Below are 13816 nucleotides of genomic sequence, written 5' to 3' on the forward strand. Positions count from 1 at the left end.
CATGCTGATCAGACTGCACTGGAGGGCAGAACTCATCGCGACGCCGGCCGTTCCCGCCGAGGTGGCCCGGCGGTAACGGCGGTAGCGGCGGTGCGGGAGTAGCTGGCGGCACGGGCGGCGTTGGGGGCGCGGGCGGTCACGGTGGTCACGGCGGGCTACTGGCCGGCGCTGGCGGGGCCGGCGGCGTCGGCGGTACCGGCGGCATCGGGGGAATGGGAGCCGATGGCGGCGCAGGTGGCGCGGGCGGCAAATCAAACCTGGCCGGCGGCGCGACCGGTGCTGCCGTTGTCCAGGGCGGTCAGGGTGGCAACGGCGGCGCTGGCGGCTCTGGAGGCGCGGGCGGTGTCGGCGGTGCCGGCGGCGCGGGTGGTGACGGCGGCGCCGGCGGGTTGTTGTTCGGCCACGGCGGGGCGGGGGGCAACGCCGGCGTGGGCGGCCACGGCGGACAAGGCGGCCACGGCGGCCTCGGTGGTGGTGGCGGCAACGGCGGCAACGCCTCCGCCATCTCGGTCATCACTGACACCAGTGGCGGTGACGGAGGGTTCGGCGGCAACGGCGGCACGGGCGGCAACGGGGGCAACGGCGGCGGCAGCGGCACCGGGGGCATAGGCGGTGCCGGTGGGTGGTTCGGCCAGGCGGGCATCGCCGGCAGCGCGGGACCGGGCGGAACGGGCGGCGGCGGAGGCAGCGGGGCTAGCGGTGGAGGCGCCGGCGCGGGAGGGACCGGGGGATCGCCCGGCGGCACCGGCACACCTGGCAGCAAGGGCGCCGACGGAATGCCCGGTCAGGACGGTTGACCCGGGCGCGCGATCTCGTGCCGCCGGGCCACCTCGGCGGGAACGGCCGGCGTCGCGATGAGTTCTGCCCTCCAGTGCAGTCTGATCAGCATGGGCAAACTCGTTTATGGCTTCAACGTGTCCTTGGACGGATACATCGCCGACGCACAGGGCAACATCGACTGGTCCGAACCGAGCGACGAACTGCACCAGTACTGGAACGACTTCGAGCGGGAGACCGCTCTGTCGTTTTACGGCCGGCGCCTCTACGAATTGATGTCCGCGTATTGGCCGACAGCCGACAAGGACCCGGACGCCACCCCGATAATCGTTGACTTCGCCCAGATCTGGCGCGACATGCCCAAGGTCGTGTTCTCGCGCACCCTGGAATCCGTCGACTGGAACTCCCGGCTGGAACGCGGCGACCCGGTGGAGGTGGTGACGAAGCTGAAGGCCGAAACCGAGGGGAACCTGGAGGTGGCCGGCGCCACGCTGGTCGCACCGATCGTGCAGGCCGGACTGGTGGACGAATTTCGGATCGTCATCGCGCCCGCCGCAGTGGGCGGTGGCACCCCGTTCTTCCCGCCCCTGCCGTCTTGGATGTCGTTGCGACTATTGGAGAATCGCACCTTCCCTGGTGGCACGGTCCTGCTGCGCTACGAGGCGAAACGCGAATGATCGTCTATGGCCGCGGCGCAGACCTGTTGTCTCCGAGCGTCTTCCGCCAATCGCCTGTGGGGCATTCATCCGAAACGCCGAACGGGTATGCCGGCGCCGGCGAAGACAAGTTGTGAGCTGTGCCGGTCGTATCAGGGCCGAGCGTTCAATCGCCGGGTCGTAAATCGTGGTGCGAGAATTTCTGTTGAACTGGCGATGCCGGGGGCCGCGGGTGGCAGGATGAATCGGCAGTCATCCCGGTGAGGTGGTGGTCATGGGGCATCAGCAGTTGCAGCCTGGCCAGGTCTTCGCCGGTTATGTCGTCGAGCGGCTTCTCGGTGTCGGCGGGATGGGGACGGTCTATCTGGCCCGCCACCCGAACTTGCCGAAACTTGTCGCGCTGAAGTTACTCAGCCGTGCCATGACCGATGATGACGACGACGTGCGTGCTCGTTTCCTGCGGGAGGCCGACCACGTCGCGCGTTTGGATCATCCCAATATCGTCGCCGTCTACGACCGCGGCGATCAGGACGGGCAGTTATGGATCGCGATGCAATACATCGACGGTTCCGACGCTGCCGAAGCGGTCCGCGAGGGGCCGTTGCCCGCGGCGCGCGCCGTGCGCATCATCGCCGAGACCGCCAAAGCACTGGACTTCGCCCACAACGCCGACGTGCTGCACCGCGACGTCAAACCCGCCAACATCCTGCTCACCCGACCCACCGCAGGTGAGCCCGAACGGGTCCTGCTGGCCGACTTCGGCATCGCCAAAGCCCTCGACGGCCGGGCCGGACTCACCGCGACCGGCATGTTCACCGGCAGCCTGCAGTACGCGGCACCCGAGCAATTTGACCCGTCAATCGCCTTGGATGCTCGCGCCGACGAGTACGCCCTCGGCTGCACCCTCTACCACCTGCTGACCGGATCGGTGCCCTACCCGGGCCGCAGCCCCGAGCAGTGGATGTATGGACACTTGCACCTGCCCGTCCCGTTACCCAGCCAGAGCCCTGCCGCTCAGCGGGCCGGCTTTCCGGCGGGGATGGACGCGGTGATTGAACGTGCGATGGCCAAAAACCGCGACGACCGCTACCCGAGCTGCGCCGCGCTGGCCGGCGCCGCGCAATACGCGCTGGACTCAGCAGTTGACGTGACTACGCCCGCATCCCGCCCAGGCGTGCCTGAGGAGATTCCCCAGTTACGGAGCTCTGATGCGGCGCGGCCCGTAAACCGCTCGAAGCGTAAGTGGTTGATCGCGTCGCTAGTGGTGCTGCTCATCGCAGCGCTGGGTACCGGTGTGGTGCTGTTCCGTAACGTCTTCTCGCCCAAGGCGACTGGCGGGGAGTTGGTCCTCGCCGCGGCCACTGACCCGGGGGCGAATCCGTTCATGCCGCCCGTGGGCTTGCCGCCGCCGAGCAACACTCAGCCGCCACCCACCCTGCCGCCCCGTGGCGACGGGGCCCCGGTGGCCACCCAGTCGCTGCCCGGTGACCGCGAGGGCCTCTATGGCGGCACCCTCAACAACGCCGAGTGCGACCGCGACAAGATGATTGCCTTCTTGAGCACTCACCCCGCCCAGGCCGGCGCTTTCGTCGAAGCGCTCAATAGCGATCCCAGCCTGTATTGGACCGGCGGACGCCCCCTGACCGCCGCCGACATCCCCACCTACCTGCGCGAACTGACCCCAATGCTGCTGCGACTGGACACCCGGGTCACCAATCACGGATTCGACGGAACACATCCCACCACCCTGCAATCGGTCTTCCAGGCCGGCACCGGGGTGTTCGTCGACGCCCATGGGGTTCCCCGCGTCCGCTGCTACTGCGGCAATCCCCTGACCGCGCCGGTCGCTTTGACCGGCGATCCCGAACCCGTCGGCGCCGCCTGGGCCGGTTACCGCCCTGCGGCCTTGGCCGCGATCCAGCCCAGTCCGGCGACTATCGCCAACTTCGTTCTCGTCGACGTCGTCACCGGGCAAGCCTTCAACCGGCCCGCCGGCACTACCGGCGCCGACGACACTGCACGCAGCCAACCCGTCGCGCCACCCCAACCCGCACCCACCACGCCCGGCACCGGACCGCGCCCGACCCAACCGGAGATAGACGGCACCTACCTCTTGCACTTCCAAGCCGGTTCCTGTGGAGCGGCGCCCCGGGACACGACCGTCACCCTCACCCACCAAGGCAGCAGCCTGACGTTGGTGCATTCATCGGGGACGACCTTCACCGGCACCATCAACGCCGACGGGTCTTTCGTGCTCAGCTTTCGTGACAGCACGATGCGGGGGGTCTTCGTCACCCAAGGCGGCAGCACCGTCATTCGCGACGGCACATGGCAGCCGACAACGTGCAGTGGCACCTTTGAGGGCACCAAGCAGTGAACCGCAGCCCGGGAGCACTCTTCGCAACTGTGCTTTCCGCGACTGCGCCGTTGAGTGCGCAGTCGTCGCACGCCGGCCACGCGCTCCCGCTCCCCAAGCCCTCTGACGTGGCAATCGACCGCCCAAAGAAAAGTCCGAGCCCTATACGAGGGTTCGGACCATTCCGATGTCTTGAGACATCACGTGGAGCCGATGACCGGAATCGAACCCGCGTATTCAACTTTGAGGAAGCGCCGCTGAGCGAAGCTGCTTGATCCCGCAAGGCGATCATGATGCAGGGGTGTTCAAGAAGTCGAAGGCCGCGCGGGTATCGGGATCCGCAACGACAACCGGTCCAAGTCGGCGACCTCCGATTCGTCGGCATCAATTTCGAAAACGCGACAAAAAGGGTCTCCCTTTTCCGGTCCTATCTGTATAGCGTTTGACGGCACTGCCGGTAAACAGAATTGGAGTAGCGCGATGTCGTATGTGATCACCACGCCCGAGTCGTTGGCTGCAGCGTCTGCGGACGTATTCGCCATCGGCGATACGGTTCGGGCCGCCAGTGCTGCCGCCGCACAGCGGACCACCGGTATCGCAGCGGCCGCGGGCGATGAGGTGTCGGCGGCTATCGCGCGCCTATTCGGCAGCTATGGCCAGGAGTATCAGGCGCTCAGCGCCCATACCGCGGCGGCCAATGACGTGTTCGCGACGGCCTTTCAGGCGGGCGCGGAGGCCTATGCGCGCATGGATCTCGGCAATGGCACGCTCCTGCAACCTCTGTTGAACAACCCCCTGGTGGTCAACACGATGGGATTGGTCAATTTCCCCACAGAATTGCTGATTAACCGTCCGTTGTACGGCGACGGTGCTCCAGGCTTGCCAGGTACCGGGCAAGCCGGCGGCGACGGTGGCCTGATCTTCGGCAGTGGCGGCGCCGGCGGGTCAGGTGCGGCTGGCCAGGCGGGCGGCTCTGGCGGATCCGCGGGCCTCTATGGCAATGGCGGCGCCGGCGGCGCCGGCGGCGACGCGGTCGCCGCGGGCGGAGCTGGCGGTACCGGCGGGGCCGGCGGTCGCGGGGGCCTGACAGGTGGTCTCGGCGGCTTCGGTGGTCACGGCGGCGCAGGTGCGCCCGGTGCGCCGGGTCAGCCCGGCGGTATCGGCGGTAATGGTGGCGCCGGCGGCGCGAGCGGCCTACCGGCTTTCGGCGTCGGCGGCGGCGGCGGCGCTGGGGGCACTGGCGGACAGGGCGGCGCTGGCATCGGCAACGGTATGGGTGCGGCGGGCGGGGCCGGCGGAGTCGGTGGTGCTGGCGGTGCGGGCAGCCTGGGCGGTAATGCCGGCGCCGGCGGCGTCGGTGGTGATGGCGGCGTCGGCGGCACCGGCGGAGCCGGCCTCAGCACTGGCGGAGATGGCGGCAACGGCGGCATGGGCGGGAACGGCGGCGACGCCGGGGCTGGCGGCGCCGGCGGCAGGGTCGGCGCCTACGGAACCGGCGGCGCCGGGGGCACCGGCGGTAACGGCGCCGACGCGGCGGCCACCAGTGGCGCGGTCGGCTTCACCGGCGGCAGTGGCGGGCAGGGCGGCGCTGGCGGTAACTCCGGGCCCGGGGGCAAGGGTGGCACCGGGGGTAACACCGCTGGCGGCGACGGCGGGGCCGGCGGCTCGGGCGGCGACGGCGGCGACGGCGGCAAAGCCGGCACCAGCACGGCGGCCGGTGTTGTCGGAGGCGCCGGTGGTGACGGCGGCGCTGCCGGCACGGCCGGTACGGGTGCCACGGCGGGCCAAGGTGGTACCGGCGGCACCGGCGGCACCGGCGGCGCCGGCGGCGATGCCGCGAATGGGGGTGGCTACACAGGCGGCACCGGCGGAGTGGGTGGTGACGGCGGCGACGCCACCGGGACCGGCAGCGTGGGCGGCAAGGCCGGCAACGGGGGCGCCGGCGGCACCGGCGGTACCGCTATCCCTGATAACGGCAACGGCGGCACCACCGCTCCTACTGGGGGTGCCGGCGGCAAGGGCGGTAACGCGGGCGTTGGCGGCGCGGGTGCCACCGCTGGGGGCGGCGGCGTGGGCGGTGCCGGAGGGACCGGTGGCCGGGGCGCCGATGGAAACGGCGGCGGCATCGGCAAAGTCGGCGACACGGGCGGCACGGGCGGGGTGGGTGGTAACGGCGGCGACGCCACCGGGACTGACAGTGTGGGCGGCAAGGCCGGCGACGGAGGTGCTGGCGGCACCGGCGGCCAGGGCGGCACCTACACCTTCGGCAGCGCTCCTTCTGGTGGCGCCGGCGGCAAGGGCGGTAACGCCGGCATTGGTGGCGCGGGTGCCACCCTCGGCGGCGGCGGCGTCGGTGGTGCCGGTGGGACCGGTGGCCGGGGCGCTGATGGAAACGCCGGTGGCGCAGGCCAAGGCGGCGCCAACGGCGGCACCGGCGGGGTGGGTGGTAACGGCGGAGACGCCACCGGTACCGGCAGCGTGGGCGGCAAGGCCGGCAACGGAGGAGCCGGCGGCACCGGCGGCCAGGGCGGCGCCTACGTCGGCACCGGCACCGCTCCTTCTGGCGGCACCGGCGGGCAGGGCGGTGACGCGGGCACTGGCGGCGCGGGTGACACCCTCGGCGGCGGCGGCGTAGGTGGTGCCGGCGGCACCGGTGGCCGGGGCGCCGATGGAAACGGTGGTGGCACAGGCGAAGTTGGTGCCACCGGCGGCACCGGCGGGGGGGGTGGTAACGGCGGCAACGCCACCGGGACCGGCAGCGTGGGCGGCGCCAGCGGCTCTGGCGGTGACGGCGGCAACGGCGGCGCCGGAGGCAATGCTCCTAATACCACCTCGACAGGAGCCGCGGGCGGTGCCGGCGGCACCGGCGGCGCAGCCGGCACCGCTGGCACCGGCGCGTCAGCAAGCCCCGTCGGTGGTACCGGCGGCAAAGGCGGCAAAGGCGGCACCGGCGGCACGGGAAGTTCCTTCACCACAGGCACCGCCGGCGGCGTCGGGGGCGCCGGGGGCGCCGGGGGCGCAGGCGGTAGCGGCAGCCTGATCGAGACCGGCGGCACCGGCGGCATGGGCGGCACCGGCGGCACCGGTGGCAATGGAAGTTTTAACGCCCCGATTGGTATCGGTGGTAACGGCGGAAACGGCGGCATCGGCGGAAAAGGCGGCGACGGTGGCACTCCCGCCACGGGCGGCGTAGCCACCGGCGGCACCGGCGGCACCGGCGGCACCGGCGGCAACGGTGGCAGCGGCTTCAACGGCGCAGAGCAGGGCGGCAACGGCAACACTGGCGGACCGGGTAACCCCGCTGTGGGCGCCACGGGCGGCTCGGGTGGCAGCGCTGGCAAAGGCGGCTTCGGCGGCGGACTGGGCTGACCCGAAAGGTTCGCCCGGTCACGAATTTCGCGTGCCGCTCGAATCGCGCTGCGCGTTGCGGCACTGACACCGCTGGCATCCTCGAGAAACAACGCCGGCGATCCGCCCGCCGCGCGGTGACAGGGGTGCTGGGACGTGGTATGCGACGTCACGTTCACCTCAAAGGGTCGACGGGCTGATCGCCTCGTGCACAGCCCCATTCGGTCGGCTTGACGTGCTGGTGAACACCGCCACCGCACGGAGGTGTCATCGTGAACAACGCCAGTGTGCTGGTTGGCGGGCACAGCACTCGCAGCCGCACTACGCCCGGCCAAGGCGGGAGTGATGGCGTTAACCCGTTGCAGCGCAATAGAAGACGCCGAGTGTTCGGTCGCGCGGCCGAACCCTGGGAAGTCGCCGCGAGGATTACGTTAACCAGCGACTATCCGAGTTGGCCGACCGGGGAGGTGATTTCGGTATCCAACCAGCACCCTTGAACGTGGTGCCCGGCGCAGGTCATGTCGACGACTCGGGCGACTTCTTAAAATAGCTCTTGCAGTAGCCGGGCGATGCTGAACAAGCCCGCCAAGGCGGTGCCGCTGTTCAGTACACCCGAGTTGTATCCGGCGACGCCGCCTAGCAAACTCGTTGGGACGCCAGTGTTGAAAAAGCCCGACTGGAATCCTGATAGGGCGACCGGGGTGCCGGCACCGCTAGACGAATTGAAGAAACCCGACGTATAACCCTTGAGCACAGTCCCGTCGAGTGATCTGTTGAAGAAGCCTGACGAGACCTCACCGCTGTTGCCGAAGCCTGAGCTGTTGGCACCGCTGTTCGTGGTGGCACCGAAACCGTTGTTATAGCTGCCCGAATTGAAGAAGCCGGTGTTAGCGACACCCGAATTCCCGTCGAAGGTGTTCCAGCCCCCGGAGTTGTCTATCCCCGTGTTAGTGGTGCCGCTATTGAAAAATCCGGTGTTAGTGTCGCCGGTATTTCCAATACCGGTGTTCACCCCCCCGCTGTTGCCTAAGCCAAAGTTTTGGTTGCCGCTGTTGCCGATGCCTATGTTGCCGATCCCCGAGTTGCCGATGCCCAAGCCCTGGATCTTGCCGAAATCGGCGGGCGCCAGAGTATGGGAACCCGAGTTGAAGATGCCGACGTTGCCGTCGCCGGAGTTGAAGAAGCCGATGTTGTTGGTGCCGGAGTTGAACAGTCCGATGTTGCCGGTGCCGGCGTTTAGACCGGTGAATTGGAACTGGCCGGTGGCCGTGTTGTAGGCAGCCCCGCCGACACCGATGAGGTTGCTGCCTTGCAGTCCGAAACCGATGTTGTTGTTACCGGTGTTACCGCGGTGACCCCGGTTGCCGTTGCCGCTGTTGCCGATGCCGATGTTGTTGTCGCCGGCGTTGCCCAAGCCGACATTGTTGTATCCCGGCAACTGCGTGCCGCCAGTGGCGCCTAGACCGCTATTACCCAGGCCGATGTTGCCGTCGCCGCCGTTTCCGAAGCCGAAGTTGGCGTTGCCCCGATTGCCGCTGCCGATGTTCCTGTCGCCGATGTTGCCGCCGCCGAAGTTCAAGTCGCCGGTGTTGCCGTTGCCGATGTTGTTGTTGCCGCTGTTGCCGTTGCCGAAGTTCAGGCCGCCGTCTTTGTTGCCGATGCCGAAGTTGGGGTCACCGGGGGCGGCGGGGCCGGCTCCGCCGAACAGACCACCGATGCCGGGCAGGCCCTGGAGCGCCTGTTGCCACGACGACAGTTGTGCGGCCGCCGCGGAGGCGCCGCCATGGTAGCCGAACATCGCCGCGACGTCGGTGGCCCAGAATTCTTCGTAGAGGCTTTCCACGGCCGCGATGGCCGGGGCGTTGAGGCCGAAGAAGTTGGAGCGCACCAGATTGACGAAGGCTTCGCGGTTGGCCGCGATGGCTGCCGGGTGGATGGTGGCTGCTTTGGCCTCTTCGAAGACGCTGGCCACGGCTTCGGCTGAGCCCGAGGCGCTCAGGGCGCGTTCGGATGCGGCTTGCAGAAACGCGGCGTAGGGGGCTGCAGCGGCGGTCATCGCTTCGGCTGCTGCGCCCTGCCAGGCCTGGCCGGTCAGATTCGTTGTCACCGAGGCGAACGAGCTGGCCGCCGAACCCAATTCCTCGGCCAATCCCGACCACGCCGCCGCGGCTTGCAGCATGGGCGCTGACCCGGCGCCCAGAAACATCCGCAACGAATTGATTTCTGGCGGCAGCACTGAAAAGTTCACGACTTCGACCTCCGTGACCCGTTGCTTGGTGAGAGCAGTCCTCGCCGGAGACGATACGACGCGGTGATGGGGGGTGTGGGTGGTTTCGCGCACAGGTAGCCAAAATGGCCATCTGTTCACTTTGTTTAAATGCTGGAAACGTCACTGCAGAGCCGGCTCCCAGTTCGGACGCCGCCTGGCTCTCGACAGGCGGAAGCGAAGCCACGACCACGATCGGTGAGTTCGGCTTCGGTTTGAAGACCGCACTTTCTAACCTCGCCGCAGTGTTCGAAATGGATACGGCCACTGCAGATTCCGACGATGCAAGGCGGCTCACCTACTACGAGTCGAAGTCGATCGGGGATGGTGAGTGGGAGATAGAGCCCGTCGAGAAGACCTTCGGGAAACTGAAAAATCAATCTGTATGCGGGAGTGCCGAATTCGACCCTTTGAGACCTTCGGGAAGATGTTCAAGCAGTGCATCGAGTCCAATGAGGTCCAGACGCTGGTGAACAACACCGAGGTCGTACCGTTCGCGCCGGAGAAGATCCGGTATTCCGACACCGGCATCGCGTTCGACATCAACGGCAAGCCGACTGGGCCGGTCCGGCCACGACGGGCAGCGGGCGCGGTTGGTTCGGCCGGTTATTGCCCGGGGGCAGGGCACGCTAATTGGGCGACGACAGCGAAATGATCGCTAGGCCACACACCGCGGCGCGGGGCGTCGCATACGACGGCCGCGTCGAGCACCTTGCCCGCGCCGTCAGCGGTGTGCGCGCCTACGAAGATGTAGTCGATGCGCTGATCCGGTGTCGGGTCCTGCGCCGTGTACGGGTTGGTGTTGTTCCAGGTGAAGCCAAGCTCACCAGGATGGGCCACCTCGAAGGCGTCGAACAGGTGAAGACTCTGACCGTCCAATCCGTGCATGCCGCCCATGAATAGCACCTCGGTAGATTCCGGGCAGGCGTTGAAGTCGCCACAGACAATCGGCGGAAAATCGCCAGATCTCGTCCCGACGAAATCGGCGAGCTGACGGACCTGTGCCTCGCGCACCCAGCCCTCGTCGAACCGGTAAGACAAGTGGGTTGAGGTGACTGACACCAGACGGTTGCGAACGCGGACATCGACCGTCAGCGCGCCGCGAGGCTCGATATTTGCCCCCGACAGGGTCAGCTGGATCGACCGCGAGTCGACAATCGGCCAGCGGCTTAAGACCGCGTTGCCGAAATGGCTGCGGCCGGAGCGGACGTACGCTGCGGCGTACACCGCGTCCATCCCGGTCTGGTCGGCCAGCCACGTCGCCTCGCACAATTCCGGTGACCGAGTCACCTCCTGCAACGCGACCACATCAGGGCGAATCTGGGTGAACCAGTCGACGAGCGCGTGCTTGCGCTCCTCCCAAAGGTGATCGCCCCAAATGTTCAGCGTCAGCACCGTCAGCACATTGTCCTGATCGGGTGACGGCACACCTCGATCCTATGGGGCACGATTCCTACGCAGAGGTGTTCGCGTCCCGGCAACGATCAGCGCCTGACGGGGCATGGGCCCGTAGGGATTATCCCTGCCAGCGGCCACTAGAGATACGTTGAGAACATGAGTGCTGCCGGCATCGTCCTCGTAGCACTCGCGATCGCGGTCGGAATTATCGGCATCGTGGTGCCGCTTTTGCCGGGCACGCTGTTGGTGTTCGTCGCGATCGTGGTGTGGGCCGTCGTCGAGAACAACATCACCGCGTGGGTGACACTCGGCGTGGTGGCAGTGCTGCTCGGTGTGGCGACGTTGATCAAATACACCTGGCCCGTGAAGCGGATGCGGGCCGCTGACGTGCGCACGCTGAGTCTGGCAGCTGGTGCGGTGGTGGGCATCATTGGTTTCTTCGTGATCCCGGTGATCGGCCTGGTGATCGGGTTCGTGCTGGGTGTCTACGTGGCGGAGCTGGCTGCCCGTGGAGACCAGCGGCTGGCATGGACCTCGACGAAGCACGCCGTGAAAGGTGTCGCGTTGTCGACGGGTGTCGAGTTGGCTGCCGCACTGCTCGCCACCGTGGCGTGGGTGGCCGGGGTGTACCTAACTCAGTAGGCGCCTCGCTGAGAAGCGTCGTACCCCGGATGGTGTCCGACGAGTTCCTGCTCTCCTCGGCGACCGAGCCGCTGACTATTTGTTCGATGGGCGGCGCGTGCTTCGTGGTTGCCCAGGTGTCCTTAAGGTTGATAGCGGCGTGCTGCCGCTAGTTTCGGAGGTTACAGAGGGCCGGCGACACGCCCTCGGCCTTGTTGTTTGGCTTGGTACATGGCTCCGTCGGCCCGTTGCAGTGCATGCCTCGTTTGACCTGGGGCGATCATGGCGATTCCGATGCAGACGCTGCCAGTGGTGTTGGCTTTGACTATCTGGTTCAGAGTCTGAGCAAGTTTCTGGGCCTGGCCGGTGGAGGTGTGCGGCAACAGGACGGCGAATTCGTCACCGCCGATGCGGGCGAAGATGTCAGTAAGGCGCAGCCTTCGGCTGATTGTCCGGGCAATCGCTTTTAGGTATTGATCGCCGACAGCATGCCCGCCTTCGTCGTTAACCTGCTTGAGGCCGTCGACGTCGATAACGAATATTGCGGCCTCGTCCTCGTAGCCGTGGCGGCGGGCCAGCGCCTCGTATCGGGCAAGTTCTTCCTCGAACCGGGCACGGTTGAACACCCCGGTCAACCTGTCGCGGGTTGCCTGTCTTCTGAGCAGTTCCTCGTCGCGCTTACGGGCGGAGATGTCCTCGATATGGGCTATGAAGTGCATCGGATGACCAGCCGCGTCACGCACGATGGAACCCGCGAGATGGACCCAGATGAGGTGACCGTCTTTGGCGTAGTAGCGCTTGTCCATCTGATAGCTGCTGATCTCGCCATGCAGCAACCGGGCCGCCTCGCTCACGTCGGTGTCGAGATCATCAGGATGGGTGATGTCCTGAAACGTCAACTCGGTCAGTTCATGCTCTTGGTAGCCGGTGATATCGCAAAGCGCCTGATTGACCTTCTGAAAGCTACCGTTCAGACCGACGACGGCAATCCCGATCGGCGCGTTGGCGAACACCGCCTCGAAGGTGGCCTCACTGCCGTACTGGGCAACTCGCGCCGCAGAAAGCGCCGTCATATCGCGAACGAAGACATGGAACGTCAGTTCCGGTCCGGAGCCGACTGCACTCACGAGCGCCTCGACCGGCATTTCGGTGCCGTCTCTGTGGCGCAACTGGTGTGCAGAAACTTGACCGACCACCGGAGAGAGGCCGGCTTCCGCATAGCTCTGGATGTCCCGGGAAACCCACTCCTGCTGATCGGGGGTGACGACCAATTCCGTCAGCAGCCGACCGATTGCTTCCTCCCGGGTCCAGCCGAACATCTGGAACGCCGCCTTATTCCACTCCAGGACACGACCGCTCGCATCAAGCGCCCAATAGGCATCCACCGAGGAGTCCAGCACAGCGCGAAGGAGATCGTCCCGTTGCGGCGAAGTCCCCAGTCCGCCGTTTGCGACGAGATCTGATCGACGCGAGCCACTCTCGCACCCAGAAAACTCTTCGGGCTTTCGACCAGGGACGAGCGCCACAGCCCCATCATCCAATCTAGGTCGATATCCGCCCAACGAAATCGAAAAGTTCGTGACATTGGTCCGGCGCGGAGGTGCGCCGTCCGGCCGTCCATTGATGAAGAGAGCGCCCACACCTGTGTCTCTTGCTCGGTGGCGTCGCGCGGTTACGGGACCGAGACAGTGCAACGGCGCCGCGAGCGCGGCGGCAAGGCATACGCCCTGGTCTTTCGTGGAGCCGATGACGGGAATCGAACCCGCGTATTCAGCTTGGGAAGCTGATGTTCTGCCATTGAACTACATCGGCGCTGTCGCCCAGAAGGCTAGCATCGGTCGCTGCCCAATGGTGTGCGGGTCGAACAATCCTGCACCCTGCCCGTCGTGGCTGAGCAGGCGTTCACGGGCATCATCGAGATGGCTGCCCTCACCATGTTTCGCCGTCGGTACGGACCCATCCCCCGATCCGATCGTGAAAGTCAGCGGGTGCGACGCCGGCGACTGGCGCGGAACCGTCGGCCAGACCCACGTCCTCGAAATCGGTCCGGAGGGAAGCATCAGGGAGACCGTCGTCGGCGTCGATGAGCCGCACTCGTGGACCCACCGGATCACGGACTTCAAAGGGCCCCTCGCGGCCTTGCTCGACAGGATCGAAGCCGAGTTCCGCTCCAACGCAGCTGGCACCGGGACCCGAATCCATTGGCAGTACAACATGTTTGCGCGATCCCACCTGGCCGCGTCGGCGCTGCCGGCGTTCGGCTGGTTCTGGCGGGGCTAGGCGCGGCAGATGCTCGAGGAGCTCTCGAACTGGCTAGTGGGCTGAGTACGCCGACAACCGCGAATGACAGGGATGTAATTCGCCAAGTGGTTAATAGAGTGAACTAATGCAAAT

The 13816-nt window shown here is 66.9% G+C and carries 8 protein-coding genes, 1 tRNA gene and 2 pseudogenes; 7 read left to right on the forward strand and 4 right to left on the reverse strand.

Annotated elements, in window-relative coordinates; genetic code table 11:
• Positions 1-68: 68 nt before the first annotated feature.
• The 5 genes and pseudogenes from AWC08_RS37115 to AWC08_RS17435 all read left to right on the forward strand — a co-directional run.
• Positions 69-797, forward strand: a pseudogene (locus AWC08_RS37115) (hypothetical protein); the annotation flags it as partial.
• Positions 798-887: 90 nt separating this feature from the next.
• Positions 888-1454: a dihydrofolate reductase family protein gene (locus AWC08_RS17420; protein WP_069435452.1), complete on the forward strand. Its 567-nt coding sequence runs from the start codon at positions 888-890 to the stop codon at positions 1452-1454.
• 253 nt (positions 1455-1707) lie between these two features.
• Positions 1708-3810, forward strand: a complete 2103-nt coding sequence (locus tag AWC08_RS37610) for a serine/threonine-protein kinase (RefSeq protein ID WP_197522080.1) — start codon at positions 1708-1710, stop codon at positions 3808-3810.
• A 459-nt stretch (positions 3811-4269) separates the two neighbouring features.
• On the forward strand, positions 4270-7158 hold the full coding sequence (locus AWC08_RS39095) for a PE family protein (RefSeq protein ID WP_085088017.1): 2889 nt from the start codon (positions 4270-4272) through the stop codon (positions 7156-7158).
• A 135-nt stretch (positions 7159-7293) separates the two neighbouring features.
• A pseudogene (locus AWC08_RS17435) lies at positions 7294-7634 on the forward strand (short chain dehydrogenase); the annotation flags it as partial.
• A 44-nt stretch (positions 7635-7678) separates the two neighbouring features.
• Here AWC08_RS17435 and AWC08_RS17440 read toward each other — a convergent pair.
• Both AWC08_RS17440 and AWC08_RS17450 read right to left on the reverse strand, forming a co-directional pair.
• A complete protein-coding gene (locus tag AWC08_RS17440; RefSeq protein WP_443677820.1) occupies positions 7679-9385 on the reverse strand; it encodes a PPE family protein in 1707 nt (568 codons plus the stop codon).
• Positions 9386-10009: 624 nt separating this feature from the next.
• Positions 10010-10807: an endonuclease/exonuclease/phosphatase family protein gene (locus AWC08_RS17450; protein WP_159460003.1), complete on the reverse strand. Its 798-nt coding sequence runs from the start codon at positions 10805-10807 to the stop codon at positions 10010-10012.
• Positions 10808-10957: 150 nt separating this feature from the next.
• Here AWC08_RS17450 and AWC08_RS17455 point away from each other — a divergent pair, with 150 nt between their 5' ends.
• The gene (locus AWC08_RS17455) at positions 10958-11443 is read left to right on the forward strand and encodes a DUF456 domain-containing protein (RefSeq protein WP_069435133.1); all 486 of its coding nucleotides are present in this window, start codon (positions 10958-10960) and stop codon (positions 11441-11443) included.
• 161 nt (positions 11444-11604) lie between these two features.
• On the opposite strand, the gene AWC08_RS17460 is transcribed toward AWC08_RS17455, so the two are convergent.
• Together AWC08_RS17460 and AWC08_RS17465 are read right to left on the reverse strand one after the other, a co-directional pair.
• Positions 11605-13062: a sensor domain-containing diguanylate cyclase gene (locus tag AWC08_RS17460; RefSeq protein WP_308207279.1), complete on the reverse strand. Its 1458-nt coding sequence runs from the start codon at positions 13060-13062 to the stop codon at positions 11605-11607.
• Between the two features lie 98 nt (positions 13063-13160).
• A tRNA-Gly gene (locus AWC08_RS17465) sits at positions 13161-13234 on the reverse strand.
• A 162-nt stretch (positions 13235-13396) separates the two neighbouring features.
• Between AWC08_RS17465 and AWC08_RS17470 the strand changes: the two genes are divergently transcribed.
• Positions 13397-13702 carry an SRPBCC family protein gene (locus tag AWC08_RS17470; protein WP_082986696.1) on the forward strand — a complete coding sequence of 102 codons (306 nt, stop codon included), beginning with the start codon at positions 13397-13399 and terminating at the stop codon, positions 13700-13702.
• The last annotated feature ends 114 nt before the right edge of the window (positions 13703-13816 follow it).

The sequence above is a fragment of the Mycobacterium gordonae genome (genome assembly GCF_002101675.1).
Lineage (GTDB): Bacteria > Actinomycetota > Actinomycetes > Mycobacteriales > Mycobacteriaceae > Mycobacterium > Mycobacterium gordonae.